The organism is Amycolatopsis sp. MJM2582 (genome assembly GCF_000754115.1).
Classification (GTDB): Bacteria; Actinomycetota; Actinomycetes; order Mycobacteriales; family Pseudonocardiaceae; genus Amycolatopsis; species Amycolatopsis japonica.
Genome location: NZ_JPLW01000001.1, coordinates 498,085 through 522,143 on the forward strand (window position 1 = coordinate 498,085; position 24,059 = coordinate 522,143).

Consider the following 24,059-nt stretch of genomic DNA (forward strand, 5'->3'; position numbering starts at 1 on the left):
ACGTGGATGAGGAGCGCGAACGCGTGGATGTGATGTTGCTGGCCGGGACGCGGCCGGAGGCGGTCAAGCTCGCGCCGCTGGCACTGGCACTGGCGGAGCACCCGCACCTACGGCCCTTCGTCGTCCACAGTGGACAGCATCCGGGCATGGTCGAACAGGCGCTGATCCCGTTCGGCCTGCCTGTCGACGCCTGGCTCGACACTCCGCCCAGGACCACCGGCACCCAGGCGGAACTGGTTTCCGGCCTGCTTCCTGCGCTCGACGAGGTGCTGCGCCGGGTCGCACCGGCGGCGATTGTCGTCCAGGGCGACACGACGACGGGGCTCGCGGGCGCGCTCGCCGCGTTCTGGCAGGGCATCCCGGTCGTGCATCTGGAAGCGGGACTGCGCACCCACGACCTCGCCGCGCCGTTCCCCGAAGAGGGGACGCGGCAGATGATCTCGCGTATCGCCGCCCTGCACCTGGCGCCGACGCCGGGCGCAGCGGCCGCACTGCGCACGGAAGGTGTTCCGCGCCAACGGATCGCCGTCACCGGAAACACCGTCGTCGACGCCGTGATCGCGATCGCCGAACGTGATCTCCCCGCACGGGACACCGCGCTCGCCTTGCTGGAGATGGAAATCGCCGAGGCGGGTGAGCGGCTCGTCCTCGTGACGTCGCACCGGCGCGAGTCCTGGGGCGAGCCGTTGAGCCGCACGCTCGCGGCCATCGAACTGATCGTCGCGGAACACAGCGACGTCCAGGTGCTGTTCCCGGTGCACCCCAATCCGGCCGTGCGGGATCAGGTGACGGCCGCGCTCGGCGGGACGCCGCGGGTGACGATCACCGAGCCGCTCGAATATCCCGATCTCGTGCGGGCGCTGCGGCTCGCCGAGCTCGTCCTGACCGATTCCGGTGGCATCCAAGAGGAAGCGCCGACGTTCGGTACACCCGTCCTCGTGCTTCGCGACGTCACCGAACGACGCGAAGCGATCGAGGCCGGCTGTGCCTGGCTGGTCGGGACGGACACCGGTCTCATCGCCGACACCGCCGCGAAGATCCTGCGTGGCGACCTTCATCCGACGCACGCCGGAAACCCTTACGGAGACGGCCATGCCGCGGCTTTGTCGGTGGCGGCGCTGGAGGAGCTGCTCAATCTCGCCCCGGCGCCGCGCACCGCCGCCGAATCCCGCTAAATCGAGACGATCTGCACCGGCAGGGCAGGGTTGGCGGAGAAGTCGAGCGAGGCTCGCGGTCGTCCGGCGGCGACCACGTGCGCGCCGAGCGCGGCGATCATCGCGCCGTTGTCCGTGCAGAGCCGCGGCCGCGGGACACGCAGGGTGATCCCGGCTTCGGCGCAGCGCTCGGCGGCGAGTTCGGACAGTCGCGAATTCGCCGCCACACCACCGGAAATCACCAGCGTGTCCACGCCGTGTTCCTTCGCCGCGCGGATCGCCTTCATGGTGAGGACGTCGGCGACGGCCTCCTGGAACGACGCGGCGACGTCGTCGACAGGAATGTCCTCGCCACGACGTTCGGCGCCCTCGACCCAGCGCGCGACGGCGGTTTTCAAGCCGGAGAAGGAGAAGTCGAACTTGGCGTCGCGCGGCCCGGTCATCCCCCGGGGGAACGCGATGGCCGCGCCGTCGCCGTTCTTGGCGGCCTTGTCGATGGGCGGGCCGCCCGGGTACGGGAGCCCGAGGACGCGGGCGACCTTGTCGTAGGCCTCGCCCGCGGCGTCGTCCACAGTGGACCCGAGCTCGGTGATCTCGGACGCGATGTCGTCCACCAGCAGCAATTGCGTGTGCCCACCAGAGACGAGCAGGGCGAGACAGCGCTCGGGCAACGGGCCGTGCTGGAGCGTGTCGACGGCGATGTGCCCGGCGAGGTGGTTGACGCCGTAGAGCGGGATGTCGAGCGCGGCGGCGTACGCCTTGGCGGCGGCGACGCCGACGAGCAGCGCACCGGCGAGACCGGGCCCGGCGGTGACCGCGATGGCGTCCACATCGGACAGTTTCAGCCCGGCCTTGTCGAAGGCGCGTTCGACCGTCGGGACCATCGCCTCCAGGTGCGCGCGGCTGGCGACCTCGGGCACGACGCCGCCGAAGCGGGCGTGCTGGTCGACGCTGGAGGCGACCTCGTCGGCGAGGAGTTCGACCGTGTTGTCGTCGTGCAGGCGGACGAGACCGACACCGGTCTCGTCGCACGAACTCTCGATGCCCATGATGATGCGCGGCATCAGCCCGCCACCTCGTCTCGGACCTGGGCCCGCGGGCGGACCATCGTGTAGGCGTCGGCGCCGGAAGGCTGGTAGTAGCGCTTCCGGAGGCCGACGCGTTCGAAACCGTGTCGCTCGTAGAGCGTGATCGCCGCGTCGTTGTCGGTGCGGACTTCGAGGAAGACCGGCGCGGCGAGCTCGTCCGCGCGGTCGAGGAGCGCTTTCAGCAAGATGGTGCCGATGCCCTGGCGCTGGTGGGCCGGGTCGACGCCGATCGTGTGGATGCTCGCCTCGTAGTCGCCGCGGCGGCCGACGACGGCGAGACCGGCGTACCCGATGACCTCGTCGGTTTCATCCGGGCGGGCGACGAGATAGTGGCCGCCGGCGTCGAGCTCCGCGTGGAAGGCGTAGGCGGTCCAGGGCGAATCGCCGGGGAAGAGGATCTTCTCTATCTCGACACAGCGCGGGATGTCCTTGCGACGTAAGGGTTCCAGCCTCACGGCGTGGTCACCTTCTTGCGCGCGGCCGGTTCGACGGCGTCGGGGCGGCGGAGGTAGAGCGGGGTGAGCGGCGCGGGCTCTTGGTCGAAGTCGGCTGCTTTGACCAACCCGAGAGGCGACGGGAAGCGCGGTTCGATCGGCTGGACGCCGAGGGTGTCCGCGTAAAGGAGGGCGCCGTCGCCCGCCGCGACCTTGATGGTGGTCTGGAGGTCGGCGGGCCGCTCGACGTGGGGGCCGTCCGTCCGGGAGCCGTCGGCGGCGTACGCGGCCCAGTAGACCTCGCGGCGCCTCGCGTCGGTGAGGACGAGGAAGGGCGCTTCGCCGGGAGCGACGTCGGCGGCGATGGCGTCGAGGCTGCAGACCGGGTGAGCGGGGATGCCGAGGGCGTGGGCGAGCGACGCGGCGGTGGCCATACCGGCGCGAAGGCCGGTGAAGGGGCCGGGGCCGACGCCGCAGACGATGGCGTCGAGGTCGCGAAGCGTGACGCCCGCGGCCTTGACGGCTTCGAGGGCGTGCGGCGTGATCAGCTCGCCGTGGGCGCGCGGGTCGACCGTGACGCGGTCGCCGCGTGACTCGAGGGCGTCGCCGTCCAGGGCGACGAGGCCCGCGGTGACCGCCGGGGTCGAGGTGTCGATGGCCAGTACCAGCACGGTTACCCAGCCTACGACCAGCGCCCCGGAGCGCGTTTAGCGGGCTAAACGCGATCGGGTGGCGTGGCCGCTCCCCTGGCACCGGAGCGCGTTTAGCCCGCTAAACGCGATGCGCACCGGGCCTGCCGCCGGACCCCGCGCCCCGCCCACCGGATCGCGATTAGGGGGCGAAACGCGATCTGGCTCCCCCGACTGCGGATCGCAGTTAGCCCGCGAAAGGCGAGTCGGCGGGCCTCCGTCTTCCGGACCCACAGATCGCGATTAGGGGGGCTAAACGCAGGTCGGGCGGGGCGTGTGAAGCAGGTCGCAGGGCAGAGGCGGCCTGCCCGGTACGGTTCCGAAAGCGGGGTTCCTTGGCTCCAAGCGCCCCGGCCGGCGGAGTCGAGCAGGAGGTCACACGGTGCCCGATCGGTTGTTCCCCACGCTGGCGAGCGGCCCCGACAAGGAGGCGCTCCGCTTCGGCGACACCTCCCTCACCTACGCCGACGTGGCGGCCATCGCCGGCACGCTCGCCCGCGACCTGCCGGACGGCCGCGTCGCCGTCTGGGCGACGCCCTCGGTGCACACCAGCGTCGCCGTCATCGCCGCCCTGCTCGCGGGCGTCCCCGCCATCCCGCTCAACCCGAAGATCGGCGAGCGCGAACTCGCGCACATCCTCACCGACAGCGAACCCGTCCTCGTCCTCGCCGAGCCGGGCGTCGACCTGCCCGCCGGTCTCGACGGACTGCCGCGACGCGACATCGTTCTCGAAGGCGCACCGGTCGATCTCCCCGCGGAACCGGACGCCGAAACCCCGGCGCTGATCGTCTACACCTCCGGCACCACCGGCCCGCCCAAGGGCGTCGTCCTCCCCCGGCGCGCGATCGCGACCACCCTCGACGCGCTCGAGGACGCCTGGGAGTGGACCGCCGACGACGTCCTCGTCCACGGACTCCCGCTGTTCCACGTGCACGGCCTGATCCTCGGCATCCTCGGGCCGCTCCGGCGCGGCGGCTCGGTCCGGCACCTCGGTCGCTTCTCCACCGAAGGCGTCGCACGCGAGCTCGCCACCGGCGCGACGATGATGTTCGGCGTCCCGACGATGTACCACCGCATCGCGGGCGAAGTCGGCGAAGACCCGTCGCTCGCCAAGGCGCTGAGCAGCGCTCGACTGCTCGTGTCCGGATCGGCCGCGCTGCCCGTCCACTACCATCAGCGCATCACCGAGGCGACCGGCAGGCGCGTGATCGAGCGCTACGGGATGACCGAGACCCTCATGAACACCAGCATCCGCGCCGACGGCGAGCACGTTCCCGGAACCGTCGGTGTCCCGCTGCGCGGCGTCGATCTGCGCCTCGTCGACGAAGCGGGCGAGCCCGTCGAAGACGTCGAGACCGTCGGCGAGATCCAGGTCCGCGGCCCGAACCTGTTCACCGAGTACCTCAACCGTCCCGACGCCACCGAAGCCGCTTTCGACGACGGCTGGTTCAGGACCGGCGACATGGCGACTCGCGACGAGGCCGGATACGTGAAGATCGTCGGCCGGAAGGCGACCGATCTGATCAAGAGCGGCGGCTACAAGATCGGTGCGGGCGAGATCGAGAACGCGCTCATGGAGCATCCCCGTGTCGCCGAGGTCGCCGTGACCGGCGAGCCCGACGACGATCTCGGCGAGCGCATCGTGGCCTGGGTGGTACCCGAGGGAGAACGTCCGACGGAGTCGGAGCTCGCCGACCATGTCTCACGTCTGTTGTCGCCGCACAAACGGCCTCGGGTGGTCCGCTATCTGGAAGCGTTGCCGCGCAACGACATGGGCAAGGTCATGAAGCGGGCGCTCGGATGAGCGAGCCCTCGACGCGGTCTGTCATCAAGGAGATCGCGACCGGTTTCGAGGATCTGGACGTTCCGCGTTCCGAGGAGCCGGACGACGGGCCGATCGACTGGCCGGGTTATCGCTCGGCGCGCGAGGCCGCCGAGGAACGGACCGGCGAGAGCGAGTCCGTGCTCTGTGGGACCGCCATGATCGGCGACGTCGAGGCGGTGGTGATCGCTTTCGAGTTCGGCTTCCTTGGCGGATCGATCGGCAGGCGGACCGGTGATCGCGTCGAGGCGGCGTTCGCGCGGGCCGTGGCTTCCCGGTTGCCGGTGGTGTCGCTGATCGCGACCGGCGGCAGCCGCATGCAGCACGGGATGCGAGCGCTTTCGCAGTTGCAGCGCATCGCGCGGGCGGCGGCCGGGGCCCGGTCGGTGCCGCAGATCTCGGTGCTGCGCGATCCGACCACAGGTGGCGGCTGGGCGACGCTCGGTGCGAGCGCCGACGTCGTCCTCGCACTGCCCGGCGCGCAGGTCGGCTTCGCCGGTTCTCGCGTGCGGCCCGCCGACGCGTCCCCGGAGGCGTACACGGCGGAGGCGAAGCTCGCGTGGGGCCAGGTGGATCAGATCGTGACGCCGGCCGAACTTCCTTCGGCCTTGGAACGGTGGCTGCGCCTGCTGACTTCGTCGACTGCGGAAGCCGCCGAGCCGCCCGGAGCGCTCGGATCCACGGACCTGCCCGACAGTGGGTGGGATGCGGTCCAGGCGGCACGCTCCGCTGAGCGACCGAGGGCCGCGGAGTACCTCGACGTGTACTTCGACTGGCGAGAGGAGCTCTCGGGCGACAGGTGCGGCGGAGTCGACTCGGGTGTCTTGTGCGGCTTCGGCTGGCGAAGCGGCCGAGCGGTCGCGTATGCGGCGCAGTGCGGAACGGCGACGCTGCCCGCGGGGTTCCGGACCGCGGCGCGTTTGGTGCGGCTCGCGTCGAGGCTCGGCATCCCGGTGCTCACCCTCGTCGACACCCCCGGAGCGGCGAACGACGAGGCGGCCGAGCGGGCCGGTGCGGGCGCGGCGATCGCGGAGTTGTTCGAGGCGGTCGCGAGCGCGGTCGTGCCAATCACGACGCTGGTGATCGGCGAAGGCGGGTCCGGGGGTGCGCTCGCGTTCGCGGCGCCGGGGTCGACCTGGGTGACACCTGACGCCTACTTCTCGGTGACGTCGCCCGAGGCGGCCGCGGCGATCCTCAAGCTGCCCGCCGACGAAGTCCCCGCACTCGCCGACCGGCTGCGGCTACGCCCCCAAGACCTGGTCGACCTGGGAATCGCGCGTTCCGTCGTGCGCCCCGCGGATCGCGTTTAGCCCGCGAAACGCAGGTCGCCCCGCCAAGATCGCGATTAGGGGGCGAAACGCAGGTCGGGCGGCCAGATCGCGATTAGCCCGCTAAACGCAGGTCGGGCGTGCGGGTGGCCCAGGTGCCGTGGGGCTCCAGGGTGACCAGGCGGACATCGTCTTCCCGGCGCTCCAGGCGTACGACGAGGTAGTCCTCCGACAGACGTTCGGCGGCCCCCTCGCCCCATTCGACGACCAGCGCCGACCGCTCCAGTTCGGTGTCGAGGTCCAGGTCGTCCAGCTGCGAGAGATCCCCGCCGAGCCGGTACGCGTCGACGTGCACCAGCGCGACCCCGGCCGCGCCCGCCGGATGCACCCGCGCCAGCACGAACGTCGGCGAGCTGACCCGCCCGCCGACCCCGAGGCCGTCCGCGATCCCGCGGGTCAGCGTCGTCTTGCCCGCCCCGAGCGGCCCGGCGAGCAGCACCAGATCGCCCGCACGCAGCGAACGTCCGAGCTCGCGCCCGAAGTCCATCGTCGACTCGGGAGTCGGGAAAGCGAAATTCATCAGCGTTGCCACCACCAGGTCCGCCGTTCGGAAGTCTCACCATCGGTGCCCGTGCATCGTTGCACCAAGTCGATCAGGTGGCTGTTCACCAGTTCGGGTTGTTCCAGCTGCACCATGTGCCCCGCGCCGCGCACGCGCACCAGCTCCGCGTCCGGCAGCTCCGCCGCGATCCGCTCGGCGTGCGCGATCGGCGTGAACCGGTCGGAATCCCCGCCGACGACCAGCACGTGCGCGTGCTTCAGCCCGGCGAGCGCGGCATACCGGTTGTGGCTGCCGAGCGTGTCGACGAAGTTCACGAGCCCGCGCACCGGCGTCACTTCGAGCATTTCCAGCATGAAGTCGACGAGCCGCGGAGACACGTCCCGGCTGCCGAAAGCCAGCCTGCGCACGGCTTGCCGGGTCAACTGCCCGCCCGCCGCGCGCACGAACTCGACCAGCCCAGGCTGCCAGCCGGCGAGCCCGCCGACGCCTCGTGTGAGCGGGTTGTACTTCGAAAGCAGCGAACGCGGCAGCCCCCGCGCGCCGACCTCGCCCGCGGCGGTCGCGATGAACGCGACGCCGCAGACCCGGTCGTCGAACAGTTCGGGATGCTCCGCGGCGAGCTCCATGATCACCATGCCGCCCATCGAGTGCCCCATGAGCACGATGGGCCCGTCCGGCACCACCGAGCGCAGGACCATGTCGAGGTCGCGCGCCAGCTGCTCGATGGTGCTGGTCTCGGCGGTCGCGGCGCCGGATTGCCCGTGCCCGCGATGGTCGTAATAGACCTGACGCACCCGCGGCAGCTTCAGCGAAGCGAGGTCTCGCCGCTGAAAGTGCCAGCAGCGCTTCGACAACGCGAAACCGTGCACGCCGACGACGGTCAGCTCCGGTTCTCCCCCATCGGCCGGATCGATCTCCTCGACCGCGAGCGGCGTGCCGTCCTCCGCCGCCACTGTCGACGTCCGGTCCGGTTCCAAGTCCCCCAACGGCTCGTCCACGAACGGATCCTCACTCTGCCGCCGCTGCTGTGCGGCGACGGCGATCGCGGCGGCGGTGCCGGTGGCCACCGCACCGACGCCGCCGACGATGGCCAGCAGTCTTCGTGAAGGTGTCACGAGCCTGCCTCCAGATACGTCCGGTGGACCCGCGGGCGGTACATCGAAGTCACGATCTCGTAGTCGATCGTCCCCAGCTTGTCGGCCCATTCCCGCGCCGTGGGCCCGTCCTTGCCGAACAGGATCACCTCGCTGCCGACGGCCGGTTCTTCGTCTCCGCAGTCGACGATCAGCTGGTCCATGCAGACCCGGCCGACGACCGGCCGCCGCTTCCCGGCGAGCCACACGTCCATGCGGCCGGACAGCGACCGCGGCACTCCGTCGGCGTATCCGACCGGAACCAAGGCGAGGGTGGTGTCGCGCTCGGCCGTCCAGCTGTGGCCGTACGAGACCGATTCGCCGGCCGGGATCCGTTTCGTGAGCACGACGGACGATTTGAAGGTCATCGCCGGGCGCAGGTCGTCTTCGGTGGGCACCGGGTTCAGCCCGTAGATCGCGATCCCGGGGCGCACGAGGTCGAAGTGCAGGTCGGGCCTGGTCAGCACGGCGGCGGAGTTCGCGATATGCCGCATCGGGTTCAGACCGGCCGCGCGGGCGATGTCATAGGCCTCGTCGAACCGCTTCGCCTGCGCGTCGATGGAGGGGTGGCCCGGCTCGTCGGCGCAGGCGAGGTGCGACCAGATGGCGACGACCTCGATGAGCGGCTCAGCGGCCGCCGCGGCCCTGACCAGGGCCGGCCAATCCGCAGGTGGGCAGCCGTTTCGGCTGAGCCCGGTGTCGATCTTGAGGTGAACCCGGCAGATCGCGTTTAGCCCGCTAAAGTCGCGTGCCCGGCGCGCGCCGTCGACCACGCGGGCCAGCTCGTCCAGGGAGCTCACGGCGACGTCGATGTCTTCGGCGACAGCGGGCGCGAAGTCGGCTTCGGGGGTGTCGAGCCAGCTGAAGAGCCGGACGCCGATCCCGGCCCGGCGCAGCGCGAGCGCCTCACCGAGGGAGCAGGTGCCCAGCCAGGTGGCGCCGCCCGCGACGGCGGCCCGGGCGACCTCGAGGGCGCCATGCCCGTAGCCGTCTGCCTTGACCACGGCCATCGTCTGGGCCGAGGGGGCGCGGGAAGCGAGCAGGGCGACGTTGTGCCGGATGGCGGACAGGTCGATGACGACCTCGGCACGCGGGAAACTGGCGGTCATAACGACCACCAGTTTCCCACGAACCGGCTCAGGACAGGCGCGCCCCGTCGGTGGCGGAGAACACGTGCAGCTCGTCGGGACGGATCCGCAGGTGCAGGGTGTCGCCCATGGCCGGCGGTGTGCGCGGGTCCACGCGGGTGACGACGTTCGACTTCGCGCCCTCGGCGTCGGTCTCGGCCAGCTTGCCGTAGACGTACGCGTCCGAGCCGAGCTCCTCGACGAGGTCGACCTTGATCGGCAGGGTGCCGTCTTCGCTGGTGGTCACCTCGAGCGACTCGGGGCGGAAGCCGAGGGTGACCGTGTCGCCTTCGGCCTTGGCGAGGATCTCGCGGGTCAGCGGCACCCGGGCACCACCCAGTTCGGCGCCGTCTTCGGTGAGCTTCGCGGTGACGAGGTTCATCGCGGGCGAGCCGATGAATCCGGCGACGAAAGCGTTTGCGGGCTTGTCGTAAAGGGCGCGCGGGGTGTCACACTGCTGCAGGAGACCGTCCGAGAGGACGGCGACCCGGTCACCCATCGTCATGGCCTCGACCTGGTCGTGCGTGACGTAGACGGTGGTGACGCCGAGGCGGCGCTGCAGCGCGGCGATCTGCGTACGGGTGGAGACACGCAGCTTCGCGTCGAGGTTCGACAGCGGCTCGTCCATGAGGAAGACCTGCGGCTCACGCACGATGGCGCGGCCCATCGCGACACGCTGGCGCTGACCACCGGAGAGCGCCTTCGGCTTGCGGTCGAGGTACTGCTCGATGTCCAGCAGCTTGGCCGCGTCGAGCACCTTCTGCTTGATCTCCGAGGCCGGGCGGCCCGCGATCTTCAGCGCGAAGCCCATGTTCTGGCCCACGGTCATGTGCGGGTACAGCGCGTAGTTCTGGAACACCATCGCGATATCGCGGGCGCGCGGCGGCAGCTGCGTGACGTCGCGGTCGCCGATCCACACGGCGCCTTCGTCGATGTCCTCGAGGCCCGCGAGCATCCGCAGGCTGGTGGACTTGCCACAGCCGGAAGGCCCGACCAGCACGAGGAACTCGCCGTCGGCGATCTCGAGGTCGAGTGCGTCCACGGCGGGCCGCTCGGAGCCCGCGTAGCGCCGGGTCGCCTTGTCGTAGGTGATCGTGGCCATCGGTTCAGTCCTCTTTCGGTTTCGCGGAAATGCCGTGCCCGAGTTCGCGGGCTTCGAGATGCCGCTGCTGGATCCGGCGCCCTTCGGCACGGTCCGCTTCGGTCGGCTCGAGTGGGGTGTAGCCGTGCTGTTCCTGCCAGCGGGGAGGTTCCGTGCTGGAAGCGAGGGCCCAGGCCGCCTGCCGCGCGGCACCGACCGCGACGTACTCGGCGACTTCGGGGATGACGACGGGCACGCCGAACACGATCGGCGCGACCGCGCGGACGGCGGCCGACTGCGCGCCGCCGCCGATCAGGAGGACGCGTCGGACTTCGAGCCCCTGTTCGCGCAGGGCGTCGAGCCCGGCGGCCAGACCGCACAACATGCCTTCGACGGCCGCGCGGGCGAGGTTTTCGGGCGTCATGTTCGCGCGGGTCAGGCCGAAGAGCGTGCCCTTGGCGTCCGGGAGGTTCGGCGTCCGCTCACCGTCGAGGTACGGCAGGAAGGTGAGGCCGCCGGCACCCGGCGTGGCGCCGAGCGCCAGCTTGTCGAACTCGGCGAGCTCGACGCCGAGCATCGCGGACGTGGCCGTGAGCACGCGCGCCGCGTTGAGCGTGCAGGCCAGCGGGAGGAACCGGCCGGTGGCGTCGGCGAATCCCGCGACGATGCCGGTGGGGTCGGCGCTCGCCGCCTCGGAGACGCCGAACACGGTGCCGCTGGTGCCGAGCGAGACCACGACGTCACCGGGGACGAGTTCGAGACCGAGGGCGGCGGCCATGTTGTCGCCGGTTCCGGCCGAGACCAGGATCCCGTCCGCGGTATGGCCCGCGGCTTCGGCTGGGCCGATGACCTTGGGCAGTTCGGGAGTCCGGCCGCCGAAGGCGTGCGCGAGGAGGTCTTGGCGGTATTCGCCGGTGGCGGGCGAGAAGTATCCGGTGCCGGAGGCGTCGCCGCGGTCGGTGACCGGCTCGGCGCCGTCGCCCAGCAGCCGCCAGGTCAGCCAGTCGTGTGGGAGCAGGACGCGGGCGACGCGATCGGCCAGTTCGGGCTCGTTCTCCGCCATCCAGCGCAGCTTCGTGACGGTGAAGCTGGCGACCGGCAGTGAACCGACGGACTTCGCCCAGTTCTCGGCACCGAGTTCGGCGCCGAGGTCTTCGGCCGCCTTCGCCGACCGGGTGTCGTTCCACAGCAGGGCGGGCCGGACGACCTCGCCGGCTTGGTCGAGGGCGACCATGCCGTGCTGCTGACCACCGATGCCGATGGCGCCGACGCCGTCGAGGAGGCCGTCCGTGGCCTCGCGGAACGCGTCCCACCACGCGGCGGGCGCGACCTCGGTGCCGTCCGGGTGCGAGGCGCGGCCGGTGCGGACGATCTCGCCGGTGTTCGCGTCGCAGACGACGACCTTCGTCGACTGGGTCGACGAATCGATTCCGGCGACCAGGTCAGAACTCATATTCCGGCCCCTCCGGTACGCATTCGACCTGCTCGATGGCGGTCCCCGCGGTCAGCGCCGCCTCGATCTCCTCGGTCGGCGTCTCTTCGTCGGTGATCAGGAGGTCGTAGTCGCCGATGTCGCCGTACGCGTAGGTGGCGGTGCGGCCGAACTTGGAGTTGTCGACGACCAGGACGTTGCGGTCGGCGGTGCGCAGCGCGGCCTTCTTGAGCTCGGCGTAGTCCTGGACCGGGTGGAACAGGCGGCCGACCGCGACCGCGGCGACCGAGACGAACGCGATGTCGGCGTGCGTGCGGTCGAGGAACGCGACGACGTCCGGGCCGGCGCACGAGTCGAACTCGTGGTGGTAGCGCCCGCCCGCCAGGACGACCTCGACGCTCTTCGCGGGCCCGAGGATGCGGGCGGCTTCGAGCGAGTTGGTGATGACGGTGAGGTCCTCGACCTGGCCGAGGCGGCGGACGAGCGGGAAGAGCGTCGTCGAGTCGTCGACGAAGACCGTCTGGCCGGAGTGGACGTGCGCCGCGGCGGCCTCGCCGAGCGCGTCCTTGGTGGCCTGGTTGAAGGTGTCGCGGAAGCGGGCGGCCGACTCGATGGTCGTCGCGGGGTAGGCCTCGACCTTGCCGCGGAGTTTGCGGAGGAGACGGCGGTCGGCGAGGTCGTCGAGGTCGCGGTGCATCGTCATGAGGCTGACGCCGAAGCGGGTGGTGAGGTCGTCGATGCGGACCTCGCCGGTGGCGATGACGTGGTCGAGGATCTCCTGGCGTCGCTGCTCGACGGCGGCGTCCGAGGGCCTGGTCTTAGACATGGGCGACACCGTTCACGACCCGGACCATCGCGGTCTCGGCGGGGTGGGTGTCGGCGCTCACATCTGCTTCTTACCAGATTATTCGCCCGGAGTTAACACGTAACTCGATAACTGCCGCATTTTTTCCCACTCGCGCCGCCTGCCCCGCCGACCTGCGTTTTGCGGGCTAACCGCGCTCTGATGGCGCCCGCCCGCAGAATGTGAGTATCTGAGGGCGCCCGACCGCAGAGCGCGGTTAGGGGGCAAACGCAGGTCGGGGCCCTGGTCAGGAGGTCAGGGAACGGACGGACCGGAGGGCAGCGGGGATCACGCCGAGGATGCCGGAGGCCGAGGTGGGGGCGCCGTCGGCGGCGAGCGCCCCGGCGAGCGAGTGGACGTGCGCGGCAGCCCCGGCCGCCAACCACGGATCGAGCCCGGCGGCGAGCAGCGCGCCCACCAGACCGGACAGCACGTCCCCCGAACCCGCCGTCGCGAGCCACGACCCCCGCGGCGTGTTCACCAGCGCACGCCCATCCGGCGCCGCGACCACCGTGCAATGCCCCTTCAAGAGCACGACGGCGTCGTACTTCCGCGCGGCCGCCCGCGCCGCCGCGACCCGGTCCGCCCCCGGCGGCGAACCCATCAGCCGCTCGAACTCCCCCGCGTGCGGAGTCAGCACGAGCGGCGTGTCCGGATCACGTGCGTCGAGCACGTCGGGCGAACGCGCGATGATCGTCGTCGCGTCGGCGTCCGCGCATACCGGCACACCGCGGCCGAGCACGAACCGCAGGACGTCCCGCCCCTCGTTCCCGGTACCGATCCCCGGCCCGACGACCCACGCCTGCACCCGGCCCGCGTCGGTCACCGAACCCGTCGCGATGACCTCGGGCCACTGCCCGCGCACGACGTCCGCCGCATGACCGGCGTACCGCACGAGCCCGGACGTCGCCCGCACCGCCGCGCCCGCCGCGAGCACGGCCGCGCCCGGATACGTCGCCGACCCGGCGGCCACCCCGACCACGCCCTGGCTGTACTTGTCGTCGTCCGGCCCGGGCACCGGCCACGCGGCGGCGACGTCCGCCGTATCGAGTCGCTGCAGATCCGGCTCGGTGAGCCGCAGTCCGATGTCCACCAAGGAAACCTCACCGCAGGACGCGGGTGCGAGGGCGTGCACCGGCTTGAGCGCACCGAAAGTGACCGTCCGGTCCGCCACGACCGCCGGACCGTCGACGGCGCCGGTGTCCGGATCCACCCCGCTCGGCAGATCGACCGCGAGCACGGGCGCGCTCACGTGCTCCAGCAGCGCGGCGGCGTCCGGCCGCAACGGCCCGCGCGCCGAGATCCCGACGATCCCGTCGACGACGAGGTCGGCCCGCCGAATCCACTGTGGACCGTCCTCAAGGGACACAACCCTGCCGCCGGATCGCTTCAACGCGGCCAACCCCGGGCCGTGCGCGCGTTCGGGCTTCAGCAGGATCGCGGAGACGGCCACATTGCGGCGACGCAGGAACGCGCCGGCCCACAGGGCGTCACCGCCGTTGTTCCCCGACCCGACGAGCAACGTCACCCGCCGCCCGGACACCGAACCCGTGTGTTCGGCCAGCATCTCGGCGGCGTGCACCGCGAGACCGAAAGCCGCGCGCCGCATGAGCTCGCCGTCGGGAGTGACGGCGAGCAACCGGTCCTCCGCCGCGCGAATCCGTTCCGTGGTCCAGATTCCCTGCACGACGCCTCCGGTCTCTATTCGACGGTGACCGACTTCGCCAGGTTACGCGGCTTGTCGACGTCGTACCCGCGCGTGCGGGCGATCTCGGCGGCCAGCACCTGCAGCGGCACCGTGGAGACCAGCGGCTGCAGCAGGGTCGGGACGGCCGGGATCTCGATCAGTTCGTCGGCGAACGGGCGGACGGTCTCGTCGCCCTCCTCCGCGATCACGATCGTGCGGGCGCCGCGTGCCTGGATCTCGCTGATGTTCGACACCAGCTTGGAGTGCAGCACCGCGCGTCCCTTGGGCGACGGCATCACCACGACGACGGGCAGGCCTTCTTCGATCAGCGCGATCGGGCCGTGCTTGAGCTCGCCGGCCGCGAAGCCCTCGGCGTGCATGTACGCCAGTTCCTTGAGCTTCAGCGCGCCTTCGAGGGCGACCGGGAACCCGACGTGGCGGCCGAGGAACAGCACGGCCTTCGAGTCGGCGATCCGGCGGCCGAGGTCGCGAACCTGGTCCACAGTGGACAAGACCTTCTGCACCGCGGCGGGCATCGCTTCGAGTTCGGCGAACTCGCGGGCGACCTCGTCCGGGTACTTGGTGCCGCGGGCCTGCGCGAGGGCCAGGCCGACCAGGTAGTTGGCCGCGATCTGCGCGAGGAACGCCTTCGTCGAGGCGACACCGATCTCCGGACCGGCGTGCGTGTAAAGGACGGCGTCGGACTCGCGCGGGATCTGCGCGCCGTTGGTGTTGCAGACGGCCAGGACGCGGGCCTTCTGCTCGCGCGCGTGGCGGACGGCTTCGAGGGTGTCCGCGGTCTCGCCCGACTGGGAGACGGCGACGACCAGCGTCGCGCGGTCCAGCACCGGGTCGCGGTAGCGGAACTCGCTGGCCAGCTCGACCTCGACCGGGAGGCGGCACCAGTGCTCGATCGCGTACTTGGCGACGAGGCCCGAGTGGTACGCGGAACCACAGGCGACGACGAAGACCTTGTCGACGTCGCGCAGGTCCTGGTCGGAGATGCGCTGCTCGTCGAGGATGATCCGGCCGCCGTCGAAGTGGCCACGCAGCGTGTTCGCCAACGCCTCCGGCTGCTCCTCGATCTCCTTGAGCATGAAGTACTCGTGGCCGCCCTTTTCCGCGGCCGAGAGGTCCCAGTCGACGGTGAACGGCTTGGCCTGGGCGGCGTCGCCGTGGAAGTCGGTGACCTCGTAGCCGTCGCGGGTGATCACGACGAGCTGGTCCTGGCCGAGCTCGACCGCCTCGCGGGTGTGCTCGATGAACGCGGCGACGTCGGAGGCGACGAAGTGCTCCCCCTCGCCGACGCCGACGACCAGCGGCGACGAACGGCGGGCGGCGACGACGGTGTCCGGCTGGTCGGCGATGGTCACGACCAGGGTGAACGCGCCCTCGAGACGACGGCAGACGGCGGCGACGCTGGCCGCGAAGTCGCCCTTCGTGTCGCCCTCGGTGTACGCGCGGGCGATGAGGTGCGCGGCGGTCTCGGAGTCGGTGTCGCTCGCCATCTCGACGCCTTCGGCCTCGAGCTCGGCGCGCAGGGCGGCGAAGTTCTCGATGATGCCGTTGTGCACGACGGCGACGCGCTGGGAGGCGTCGCGGTGCGGGTGCGAGTTGCGGTCGACCGGGGCGCCGTGGGTGGCCCAGCGGGTGTGACCCATCCCGGCGGTGCCGGTGAAGGCGTCCCTGCCGACGGTGTCGAGCTGGGTCTCCAGGTTGGCCAGGCGGCCCGCCTTGCGCTCGACGTTCAGCGCGCCGGCGCCGTCGAGGACCGCGACGCCTGCCGAGTCATAGCCGCGGTACTCCATCCTGCGCAGGCCGCCGATGACGACGTCCAGGGCCGGGCGGTGTCCGACGTATCCCACGATTCCACACACGGCCACCAGCCTAACGACGGGAATCCGGCCCCCTCGCCCGGGCGCCCGCGCGTCGCGTTTAGCGGGCTAAACGCGACGCGCAGGGCGGCGCGCGGGCCAGGTGGGGGTGCGGGCAGTAAGGTCACGACCATGGCCAGCAAGCCCAAGCAGCTGCTCGCGGAGCTGTCCCACCCAGGTCCGCACGACGTTCTGCGCGGCAACCTCGCCCTGGTCGGACTGCCCGGTGTCGTGTTCACGCCCCGTTCCGGGCTCGGTCTGCCCGCGATCGCCTTCGGGCACGGCTGGCTGCAGCCGACCGGGAGCTACCGGCATCTGCTCCGGCACCTCGCGAGCTGGGGCATCGTCGCGGCGGCTCCGGCCACCCAGCGCGGGCCGCTGCCTTCGCACCGGCTGCTGGCCGGCGACCTGCTCACCACGCTCGAACTGATCACGACGGTCCGCCTCGGACCGGACGGCATCAGCGTCGACCCGGCGAAGCTCGGCCTGGCCGGGCACTCGACCGGCGGTGGTTCGGCGGTGCTGGCCGCCGCGCAGGCGGCCGAGAACGACGAGCGGCCCGGGATCCGCGCCGTCGCGACCATCACTCCGGCGCAGACACTGCCGCCGGCGACGGTGTCGGCCCGGTCGGTGACCGCGCCCGGCCTGCACCTCGCGGCGAGCGAAGACCTGGTCGCGCCGCCGGTCGGCCACGCCGAGGCCATCGCCGACGCGTGGGGCGGCCCGGTGCAGCTGCGCAAGCTCGGGAAGTCTTCGCACCTCGGCGTCACCGAAGGCAGGCACTGGAGTCAGCTGTTGCTGCACGGGAAGCCGCACCGCGGCACCCAGCAGCTGGCGCGGGCGCTGTTCACCGCGTTCTTCCTCACCCATCTGACGGGGACGACGAAGTACCAGCCCCTGCTGGACGCCGACGTCAAACGCGCCCCCATCGAGCTCCAGGACGAGCCCGCCGCCTGACCGCCCGGATCGCGTTTAGCGGGCTAAACGCGATCCGGGGGTGAAACAGGTCAGTCGACCATCCACGAGTTGTTCGAGAAGTCGTCGTCGTCGAAGCCCTTGTCGTCACGGGCGTGACGACCCCGACGGCGCGCGGGCGTGCCCGGCGCTTCAGGCGCCGCGGCACTCGGAGCGGGCGTCGGCGCCTGAGGCGGGACGTCCACCGTCGCCGGCATCCCGGGCACCCCGGGGGCGATCGGAGGCGGCGGCGGAGGCGCCACCGGCCGCGGCGCGTCAGGCCGCGCCCCGAACTCGGCGAACCGGGCGTCCGGCTTCTCGTCGTCCTCGATGTCGAAGCCGATGGTGTGGCTGCGGTCGGCGGTCGTCTTGCCGGTCAGCCAGCCGCCCGCCTCCTTGCTCCGCTTCCCCAGCTCCTGCATGTGAGCGGCGTACTTGTCGTGGATGGCGGCGTCCTTCTGCATGGTCTCCACCGCCTGGGCCTTGGCGTCGGCGAGATGCCGCTCCCGCAGCCCGCGCTGCTCCAACTGCTCCGTGATGGCGGCGTCCTGCCTGGACATGGCGGCCGCCAGCCGGTCGACAGCGCTCATCGGTCCTCCCTCGTTCCCCGGTCAGGCGATCATCGCTCGTAGCTGATCGAGCGGTCGCCACCCTCGTCGTCGAGCGATCCGCTGATCCGGCCGCCCGCACCACTGGTCTCGAAAATGCCACCCTCGACGCGGTACTGGCTCGACCCGCGCTGCGTGTCACCCCCGCCACCGCCGGCCGCGCCGCCCATGGCGCCCATGCCACCCATCATGCCGCCCATTCCGGCGGGCGAGCTTCCGGCACCGGCACCGCCGGCACCCGCGGGCGCCGGATCCATCCCCCCGGGAGCCATCCCGAGACCGCCTTCGGCCCCGGCCGGCAGCGCGCCGCCTCCTGACTGCACACCCGCTTCCAGCGACCCGGCTTCGTTCAGCGAGCCCGCCGAAGCACCCTCCATGGGGCTCCCGAGCGCGCCTTCGAAGCTGCCGCCGCCTCCGCCGCCACTGGCGGTCGGCACGGTGCCATCGCCACCGGCACCCGAAGCGCCACCACCACCGGCGGCTTCCGCTCCCGCGGACGCCCCAGCGGTCCCTTCGGCGCCGACACCGACCTCGACTCCGCCAGGAGCACTGAAGCCGCTGCCACCGCCACCGCCGGGAGCCATCCCGGCCTCGGCCGGGGCGGGCATCGTGCGGATGTCGTCGGTCTTGCCGGGCTGCGGGTTGCCGGGATTCCGGTCGTCGAGACCGTTCTTGAGGTCGTCGCCGGGCTTGAGTTCCTTCTTCTCACCCTTTTCGTCGAGGGTGTAGGTGGTCGGCTCGCCCTTGCCGTCGTCGACGGTCACCACGGTCGGGCCGTTCGGACCGTCCGGCTGCTCGGCGGTGATCTTGAGGTTGCCGTCCTGGATGTGGATCTTGCCGTCCGGACCGGGCCGGTAGACGCCGTCGGGGCCGGGCTCGCCTTCCTTGACCGTGCCCTTCGGCCCGAACTCGCCGTCCTTGCCGTCCTTGCCCTCTTCGCCGGGCTTGCCGTCCTCGCCCTTCGGGTCGTCGAAGTCGAGCTTGTAGTCCTTCTCGTTGCCCTTGCCGTCGTCGACCTTGATGTCCATTTTGCCGTCTTTGTCCGGCTCGGTCATCTCGATCTTGTTGTCGCCCTTTTGGACGGTCATGGTGTCCTGACCGTCGATGCCGTCCTTGATCGCCTCGCCAGTCGCGGGGTCGATCGGGTACGGCTTGCCGGTCTCGGGGTCGATCTCCAACGGCTTGCCGGTGACCGGGTTGGTTCCCTCGGCGGGCTTGTCCTCGGGCTTCGGCGCCTCGGGGACCTCCGCGGCAGGCGGCGTGCTGGCACCGCCACCACTGCCGCTGCCACCTCCGCTCCCGCTGCCACTTCCGCCACCGCTGCCGCCGCCGGTGTTCCCGCCGCCGCCGGTGTCGTTGCCCTTGCCCTTGCCGTCGTCGGCGGGCGGCTTCTCGGATCCGGGCGCGGGGAACGGGTTCGTGTAGTCCTCCATGAACCGCGAAAGTTCGTGGTACTGCGTGTTGATCGTCTCGGTCGCGTTCTTGCAGAGCTTCTTGAAGTTCTCGTACCGCTCACCGAATTCGGTGGCGAAAGAACCCTTCAGCCACTGCTTCGCGGCCCCGATCGCGTAATCCTTGTTTTCGTCGTTCAGCTTGCAGTCGTCGTGACGCAGCCGTTCGGCGAGGTTGTTGCCCGGACACGCGGAGTCGAGCCAATACGCGACGTCCATGAGCTTTTCTTTGGAATCGACCTTGCCATTCGCGATGTCGACGACCTGCTTCGCGATGTACAGGGGCGCCGTCGCGACCTTGTCGACCCGGAGCTTCAGCGTCTCGTCGACCTTCAGCTTGAGCGCGCTGTAGATCTTGTCGATGGTCGAAGGCACCAGTTTGATGGCGCCGTCCATCTGCGCGATGAGTTCTTTCGCGTCGGGCTGGATCCGCTGCTCGTACTTGACCTTCGCGGCCGTCGCGCCCTGGCCCTTCCAATCGTGGAAGAGCGTGGTCAGCGCCGAACTCGCGTCCTTCTGGGTCTGCTCGACGATCTTCTTGGCGTCGGCGAGATCCTCGACCTCGTCGAACATCTTCTGGAAATTGATCTCGCGGTTCTCGTGGAACCGGTCCCAGATGTCGGTCTTGTAGCTGATTTCGCCCGACTTCTCCGGCATCTTGTTCCAGACCTGCTCGGCCCAGTCGGAGAAGAAGTCCAGTGCCGGCTTTCCGAGGTCGAGCACCTGGTCGGATTTGGTGGTCGCACCCCCGGCGGCCGGCCGGGACATGGAGTCGAGGTCCTTGTCGGCCTGTTTCGTCTCGGCCGCCTGCTTCTTGTCCCCGGCCGCGTTCGAGTCACGTTCGGCGACGGCCTTCTTGTATGCCGCTTCCCTGTTCCACGGCAGCATCAAGGCGTCTTTGGTCCCCTGGGTGACGTAGGGGTCCTTCAGCATTTCGTCGATCTGCGCCTGCGTCGGTTGACTCATTACTGGGCTCCCGCCTTGTTGGCAGCCGCGGCGTTCGCCTGGTCGGAAGAGGTGTATCGGGTCGACGCGGTGCTGACGCCGCCGGCGAGCTGGGTGAGCTGGCCCGCGTAGCCCTTCATCGCGTCGGAAATGGCGAGAATCCCGGTGGCGTAGCCCTTTTGATAGTCCTTGTGGACCCGGCCGAAGTTCTCGGGCGCGACCTGGGTCGGCCCCACCTTCCCCGCCTCGGACGTCGTTTTCTCAGCCGCGCGCTCCAACGACGTCGACGCCGTGAGCATCGCCTCTGAATCGGCTTTGTAGCCCCCGTCCGGCATGACCGGTGCCCCCTTCGTCCCGCTGTATCCGCCTCGTTGTCCTACCTACGACGCACGCCGACGGCATCAGGTGCCGTCGCATATGCACACAGAATGTACCCACCGGTCATCGAGACCGCAGGGACATTCACACCTTTGCTAACTCAAACGATTTCGGCGTAAGAAGCCTGGTAGACCGCGTTTTCGCGGTTTCGCGCCCGCCTCGACGGCCTCGGCGAGCACGGTCGCCGCGCCCCGGATGTCGACCAGGCGGTCCAGCTCGTCGAGATCGAGGTCGACACCGAACTCCACCTCGACGGTCGCCAGGAGCCGGACGCGGCGCCGGGAGTCGACCCCCATCTCGGCGAAGGGCGTGTTCTCGTCGATGGTCTCCGGATCGACGTCGAAGGTCTCGCAGACGAGGGCCTTGATCTCGTCGACGTACTCGCTCCCGTCAGCTGCCATGGGTGGATTCTGGCCCATCCGCCGTCCAGTACCGCGTTCTGGCCGCGGAACGCGCGACCTTGCCGCTGGAGGTCCGCGGCAGGCCGCCGGGTTTCACCAGGAAGAAGGCGCGGAGGCGCACGTCGTGCCGCTCGGCGACGGCTCGCGTGGCGGCTCGCTCGATCTCGGATTCGTCGAAGCCGGGGGCCTTCCTGGCGCGTTCGGCGACCACGACGACGCCCTCGCCTTCGTCGCCGTCGACCGAGAACGCGGCGACCCGCTCGGGCCCGAGAAGGGGATGCGCGGCGGCGACCGTCTCCTCGATGTCGTGCGGGCTGTGGTTACGGCCGTCGATGATGATCAGGTCCTTGATGCGACCGGTCACCGACAACCTGCCGTCGCGGATCGTGCCGAGGTCGCCGGTGCGGAGCCAGCCGCCCTCGCCGTCGAGTTCGGCGCCAAACACCTCGGCGGTCAAGTCCGGCCGCCGCCAGTACCCGGCCGCCACGTTGGGCCCCTTGACCCAGATCTCGCCCACTTCGCCTTTAGCGGGCAAAACGCGATCCGGGGTGGGGACGACGCGGACCCGCTGCCCCCTGGGCCAGCCGATCTCGACGACCTCCCGGCCGTCCACTTCGGTCACCACGGGGCCGTCGGAACCGCCGCTGGCGACGTAGACCGTGGCCTCGGCCAGACCGTAGGACGGCCGGAACGCGCCACGCGGGAAGCCGTGGGGTTCGTAAGCGGCGAGGAACTCCCGGACGGTCGCCGCCCGGACCGGTTCACTGCCGCTGAGCGCGATCAACACCGTCGAGAGGTCGTACTCGGCGCGCTTCGCCTCGGGCACGGCCTCGGTCACCAGGTCGTACGCGAAGTTCGGGGCCGCCGTGAGCGTGTTCGGATAGGACGACATCAGCAGCAGCCAGCGCTCCGGCCGCCGGATGAACTCCAGCGGCGCGATGAACACCGTCCGGCCGCCGGAGTGCATCGTCCCCGCGAGCAGTTGCGCCAGCCCCATGTCGTGGAAGAACGGGATCCAGCCGACGCACGTGGTGCGCTCGTCGACGTCGTAGGCGTCGCAGATCTGCCAGCAGGCGGCCGACAACGCCCGATGCGTGACGATCACGCCGGCGGGCGATCGCGTCGTCCCGGAGGTGTACTGCAGGTAGGCGGGGTCTTCGGGGGAAACGGGCGAGGGCAGCGACCGGTCCGCCGGATCCGTTGGCAGGGTGTCGACGGCGATGATCTCGCGGGGCGCCGGAACCGGCTCGGTCTCGGCGAACTCCGTCAGCCGCGCGACCAAGGCTGCCGAGGTGAGCCAGATGTCGGCGTCGCAGTCGTTGAGGACGCCGACCAGCCGCTCGCGGTGCGCGCGGACGTCCGGCGCGGACAGCGGCACCGCGACGGCCCCGGCGTACAACGCGCCGAAGAACGCGACAACGTAAGAGAGGTCCTGCCGCGCCGTGATCGCGACGCGGTCTCCCGGCTGGATCACCTCACGCAGCCTCGCCGCGACCGCCCGGACGTGGACGAGCAGCTCCGCCCAGGTCAGCGTGTCCTCGACGGGTTCGTGCCGGTTCGAGCAATCGAGGTGCGTGTACGCCGGGCGCTCGACGTCGGCGCGTTCGAGCAGCCGCCGCACGAGCGGGGTCCGCAGAACTTCTTCGGGCACTTCTGAGCGCACTGGCACATCCTCCGGCCGCGGCATGGGCATCATACGAACGTGGACGACTTCTTCGTGCTGGACGATCCGGCGGATCGCGTCAAGGCCCTGCGCGACCGCGAGCTCAGCTCGAACCCGGGCGGCGCCGCGGCCGAGACCCCGAACCTCCTGCTGATGGACGGCGCGGACCACCGACGGCTGCGCGCGGTCGTCAAGGAGGTCATCGCCCTGGTGGAGCCGCTTCCGGAGACCGTGCTCACCGACCTCCGGAGCGCGATTAGCCCGCTAAAGTCGCTCCGGCGGTTCGATCTGGTGGCCGATTTCGCCAGGCCCGCGGCGGCCAGGGTGACGGAGGCGGTGCTCGGCACGGTCGAACCGCTCGGCGAGAAGCTGCTGACGAACCTTTCGGAGACCGCCGCGAACCTGGACGTCTGGTCGGGCGGGCCCGCCGGAGCCGACACCGCCGCGCTCAGGGTCGCGATGTTCTTCCTGAAGGCGACGGCCGTCGAAGGCGGCGGGCTGGCACTGCTGCGCGAAGCACACGAAGCGGGCCGGATCACCGAAGACGAGCTGATGATCACGCCGGTGATGCTCGCCCACGCGGCGTACGAGAACTCCATGAACTTCCTCGCCCTCGCCGGCCTCGAACTCCTACGCCGCCCCGACGTTCTCGACGACGTACGCGGCCTGATCCACGAAGTCGCCCCGACCCGCTTCGCCGCCCGACGCGTGACCACGCCGTTCTCCTTGGCGGGCAAGGACTTCACGACCGGGGACAAACTGGCCATCCCGCTGGGCCCCGACGCCGAGCTCGCCTTCGGCCTCGGCAGGCACACCTGCCCCGGCTCGCGGGTCGCGGTCGCCGAGGGCGAAGTCGCGCTTCGCGCCCTCGCCGAGATCCTGACTCCCGACCACGTCGCCGAAGACGTGCGATACAAGTCGCACGCCGTTTTCCACGGCGTCGAGCGGGCCATCATCACGCTGCGGACCTGACCGCTCAGGTCGCCAGCCAATCGGTGTTGGCGAAATCGTCGTCGTCACCCCGCGCGGCCGCCGCCCGCCGGTGCCGCCCGGCCGGACGCTCTTCCGGAACGGGAGCCGGAGGCGGCGGAGGTGTCGGCGCCTGCACCGGAGGAGCGGGCGGCCGGTACGCGACCGGCTGCTCCTCCGCCGTCCGATACCCGGCCCGACGCTCGTTCTCGGCCTCGTCTTCCTCGAACCCGAAATCGCCGTCGTCCTCGACCTTCTCGCTCAACGTCGACTCGGTCGCCCAGCCACCCGCGGCCTTGGCCTTGCGGTTGCGCTCCTGCAACCGGACGATGACGCCGCCCTGGATCTTCGACTGCTTGTCGAACTTCTCCTTGGCCTCGGCGAGCGCCTCTTCACGACGTTTGTCGAGTAGGGCCATCCTGGCGGAGTTTTCACTCTCCAGATTCGCCAATTTGCTCTTCAGCGCGGCAAGCGCGTCCTCGGAACCCACGGTCA

The 24,059-nt window shown here is 70.6% G+C and carries 22 protein-coding genes; 5 read left to right on the plus strand and 17 right to left on the minus strand.

Annotation, left to right across the window (positions count from 1 at the left end):
• Positions 1-23 precede the first annotated feature (23 nt).
• Positions 24-1,175 carry a non-hydrolyzing UDP-N-acetylglucosamine 2-epimerase gene (wecB, locus tag ED92_RS02410; protein WP_037332583.1) on the plus strand — a complete coding sequence of 384 codons (1,152 nt, stop codon included), beginning with the start codon at positions 24-26 and terminating at the stop codon, positions 1,173-1,175.
• Here the strand turns inward: wecB and tsaD are convergent.
• The 3 genes from tsaD to tsaB are packed head-to-tail and all read right to left on the minus strand — an operon-like array spanning position 1,172 to position 3,347.
• On the minus strand, positions 1,172-2,218 hold the full coding sequence (tsaD, locus tag ED92_RS02415) for a tRNA (adenosine(37)-N6)-threonylcarbamoyltransferase complex transferase subunit TsaD (protein WP_037332589.1): 1,047 nt from the start codon (positions 2,216-2,218) through the stop codon (positions 1,172-1,174). The genes wecB and tsaD overlap by 4 nt on opposite strands.
• Positions 2,218-2,697, minus strand: coding sequence for a ribosomal protein S18-alanine N-acetyltransferase (rimI, locus tag ED92_RS02420; protein ID WP_037332591.1), 480 nt, complete (start codon positions 2,695-2,697; stop codon positions 2,218-2,220). Before rimI ends, tsaD begins: the two co-directional genes overlap by 1 nt.
• Positions 2,694-3,347, minus strand: a complete 654-nt coding sequence (gene tsaB / locus ED92_RS02425; protein ID WP_037332593.1) for a tRNA (adenosine(37)-N6)-threonylcarbamoyltransferase complex dimerization subunit type 1 TsaB — start codon at positions 3,345-3,347, stop codon at positions 2,694-2,696. The genes rimI and tsaB overlap by 4 nt, the downstream gene beginning before the upstream one ends.
• Before the next feature lie 400 nt (positions 3,348-3,747).
• On the opposite strand from tsaB, the gene ED92_RS02430 reads away from it, so the two are divergent.
• Positions 3,748-5,169, plus strand: coding sequence for an acyl-CoA synthetase (locus ED92_RS02430; protein WP_037332595.1), 1,422 nt, complete (start codon positions 3,748-3,750; stop codon positions 5,167-5,169).
• Positions 5,166-6,497 (plus strand): carboxyl transferase domain-containing protein, encoded by a 1,332-nt coding sequence (locus ED92_RS02435; RefSeq protein ID WP_037332596.1) that lies wholly within the window; start codon positions 5,166-5,168, stop codon positions 6,495-6,497. Before ED92_RS02430 ends, ED92_RS02435 begins: the two co-directional genes overlap by 4 nt.
• A gap of 73 nt (positions 6,498-6,570) precedes the next feature.
• Here ED92_RS02435 and tsaE read toward each other — a convergent pair whose 3' ends face one another.
• The 8 genes from tsaE to glmS form a co-directional block, all read right to left on the minus strand.
• Complete coding sequence (gene tsaE / locus ED92_RS02440; RefSeq protein ID WP_037332600.1) at positions 6,571-7,035, minus strand: tRNA (adenosine(37)-N6)-threonylcarbamoyltransferase complex ATPase subunit type 1 TsaE; 465 nt, start codon at positions 7,033-7,035, stop codon at positions 6,571-6,573.
• A complete protein-coding gene (locus ED92_RS02445) occupies positions 7,035-8,132 on the minus strand; it encodes an alpha/beta fold hydrolase (RefSeq protein ID WP_037332607.1) in 1,098 nt (365 codons plus the stop codon). The genes tsaE and ED92_RS02445 overlap by 1 nt, the downstream gene beginning before the upstream one ends.
• Positions 8,129-9,259, minus strand: coding sequence for an alanine racemase (alr, locus tag ED92_RS02450; protein ID WP_037332612.1), 1,131 nt, complete (start codon positions 9,257-9,259; stop codon positions 8,129-8,131). Before alr ends, ED92_RS02445 begins: the two co-directional genes overlap by 4 nt.
• A gap of 28 nt (positions 9,260-9,287) precedes the next feature.
• Complete coding sequence (locus tag ED92_RS02455) at positions 9,288-10,379, minus strand: ABC transporter ATP-binding protein (protein ID WP_037332616.1); 1,092 nt, start codon at positions 10,377-10,379, stop codon at positions 9,288-9,290.
• A gap of 4 nt (positions 10,380-10,383) precedes the next feature.
• Positions 10,384-11,811, minus strand: a complete 1,428-nt coding sequence (gene xylB, locus ED92_RS02460) for a xylulokinase (protein ID WP_037332620.1) — start codon at positions 11,809-11,811, stop codon at positions 10,384-10,386.
• Positions 11,801-12,616, minus strand: a complete 816-nt coding sequence (locus ED92_RS02465; protein WP_037332622.1) for a DeoR/GlpR family DNA-binding transcription regulator — start codon at positions 12,614-12,616, stop codon at positions 11,801-11,803. Before ED92_RS02465 ends, xylB begins: the two co-directional genes overlap by 11 nt.
• Positions 12,617-12,881: 265 nt before the next feature.
• Entirely contained in the window at positions 12,882-14,321 is a 1,440-nt protein-coding gene (locus ED92_RS02470; RefSeq protein WP_037332624.1) for a bifunctional ADP-dependent NAD(P)H-hydrate dehydratase/NAD(P)H-hydrate epimerase, read from the minus strand.
• Between the two features lie 14 nt (positions 14,322-14,335).
• Complete coding sequence (gene glmS / locus ED92_RS02475; RefSeq protein WP_034305013.1) at positions 14,336-16,198, minus strand: glutamine--fructose-6-phosphate transaminase (isomerizing); 1,863 nt, start codon at positions 16,196-16,198, stop codon at positions 14,336-14,338.
• Between the two features lie 129 nt (positions 16,199-16,327).
• Here glmS and ED92_RS02480 point away from each other — a divergent pair, with 129 nt between their 5' ends.
• On the plus strand, positions 16,328-17,152 hold the full coding sequence (locus tag ED92_RS02480; RefSeq protein ID WP_037332625.1) for a dienelactone hydrolase family protein: 825 nt from the start codon (positions 16,328-16,330) through the stop codon (positions 17,150-17,152).
• Positions 17,153-17,202: 50 nt separating this feature from the next.
• Here ED92_RS02480 and ED92_RS02485 read toward each other — a convergent pair whose 3' ends face one another.
• The 5 genes from ED92_RS02485 to ED92_RS02505 all read right to left on the minus strand — a co-directional run bounded on the left by ED92_RS02485 (position 17,203) and on the right by ED92_RS02505 (position 22,619).
• Positions 17,203-17,739, minus strand: a complete 537-nt coding sequence (locus ED92_RS02485) for a hypothetical protein (protein ID WP_037332627.1) — start codon at positions 17,737-17,739, stop codon at positions 17,203-17,205.
• A 29-nt stretch (positions 17,740-17,768) separates the two neighbouring features.
• Positions 17,769-20,174, minus strand: coding sequence for a collagen-like protein (locus ED92_RS02490; protein WP_037332630.1), 2,406 nt, complete (start codon positions 20,172-20,174; stop codon positions 17,769-17,771).
• Entirely contained in the window at positions 20,174-20,488 is a 315-nt protein-coding gene (locus ED92_RS02495; protein ID WP_005166844.1) for a hypothetical protein, read from the minus strand. The genes ED92_RS02490 and ED92_RS02495 overlap by 1 nt, the downstream gene beginning before the upstream one ends.
• A 138-nt stretch (positions 20,489-20,626) precedes the next feature.
• The gene (locus tag ED92_RS02500; protein ID WP_037332633.1) at positions 20,627-20,932 is read right to left on the minus strand and encodes an acyl carrier protein; all 306 of its coding nucleotides are present in this window, start codon (positions 20,930-20,932) and stop codon (positions 20,627-20,629) included.
• Positions 20,922-22,619: a fatty acyl-AMP ligase gene (locus ED92_RS02505; RefSeq protein WP_037335872.1), complete on the minus strand. Its 1,698-nt coding sequence runs from the start codon at positions 22,617-22,619 to the stop codon at positions 20,922-20,924. The genes ED92_RS02500 and ED92_RS02505 overlap by 11 nt, the downstream gene beginning before the upstream one ends.
• A 15-nt stretch (positions 22,620-22,634) precedes the next feature.
• On the opposite strand from ED92_RS02505, the gene ED92_RS02510 reads away from it, so the two are divergent.
• Positions 22,635-23,567: a cytochrome P450 gene (locus ED92_RS02510; protein WP_037332636.1), complete on the plus strand. Its 933-nt coding sequence runs from the start codon at positions 22,635-22,637 to the stop codon at positions 23,565-23,567.
• A 4-nt stretch (positions 23,568-23,571) separates the two neighbouring features.
• Here the strand turns inward: ED92_RS02510 and ED92_RS02515 are convergent, their stop codons facing one another.
• Positions 23,572-24,054, minus strand: a complete 483-nt coding sequence (locus tag ED92_RS02515; RefSeq protein ID WP_037332639.1) for a hypothetical protein — start codon at positions 24,052-24,054, stop codon at positions 23,572-23,574.
• Positions 24,055-24,059 lie beyond the last annotated feature (5 nt).

Coding starts and splice junctions, on each gene's coding strand:
- ED92_RS02500 (WP_037332633.1), bottom strand. CDS start 20,932: ATGGCAGCTGACGGGAGCGAGTACGTCGACGAGATCAAGGCCCTCGTC.
- ED92_RS02485 (WP_037332627.1), bottom strand. CDS start 17,739: ATGAGCGCTGTCGACCGGCTGGCGGCCGCCATGTCCAGGCAGGACGCC.
- ED92_RS02480 (WP_037332625.1), top strand. CDS start 16,328: ATGGCCAGCAAGCCCAAGCAGCTGCTCGCGGAGCTGTCCCACCCAGGT.
- ED92_RS02495 (WP_005166844.1), bottom strand. CDS start 20,488: ATGCCGGACGGGGGCTACAAAGCCGATTCAGAGGCGATGCTCACGGCG.
- ED92_RS02465 (WP_037332622.1), bottom strand. CDS start 12,616: ATGTCTAAGACCAGGCCCTCGGACGCCGCCGTCGAGCAGCGACGCCAG.
- tsaD (WP_037332589.1), bottom strand. CDS start 2,218: ATGCCGCGCATCATCATGGGCATCGAGAGTTCGTGCGACGAGACCGGT.
- xylB (WP_037332620.1), bottom strand. CDS start 11,811: ATGAGTTCTGACCTGGTCGCCGGAATCGATTCGTCGACCCAGTCGACG.
- ED92_RS02505 (WP_037335872.1), bottom strand. CDS start 22,619: ATGCCGCGGCCGGAGGATGTGCCAGTGCGCTCAGAAGTGCCCGAAGAA.
- tsaE (WP_037332600.1), bottom strand. CDS start 7,035: ATGAATTTCGCTTTCCCGACTCCCGAGTCGACGATGGACTTCGGGCGC.
- ED92_RS02490 (WP_037332630.1), bottom strand. CDS start 20,174: ATGAGTCAACCGACGCAGGCGCAGATCGACGAAATGCTGAAGGACCCC.
- ED92_RS02455 (WP_037332616.1), bottom strand. CDS start 10,379: ATGGCCACGATCACCTACGACAAGGCGACCCGGCGCTACGCGGGCTCC.
- alr (WP_037332612.1), bottom strand. CDS start 9,259: ATGACCGCCAGTTTCCCGCGTGCCGAGGTCGTCATCGACCTGTCCGCC.
- ED92_RS02435 (WP_037332596.1), top strand. CDS start 5,166: ATGAGCGAGCCCTCGACGCGGTCTGTCATCAAGGAGATCGCGACCGGT.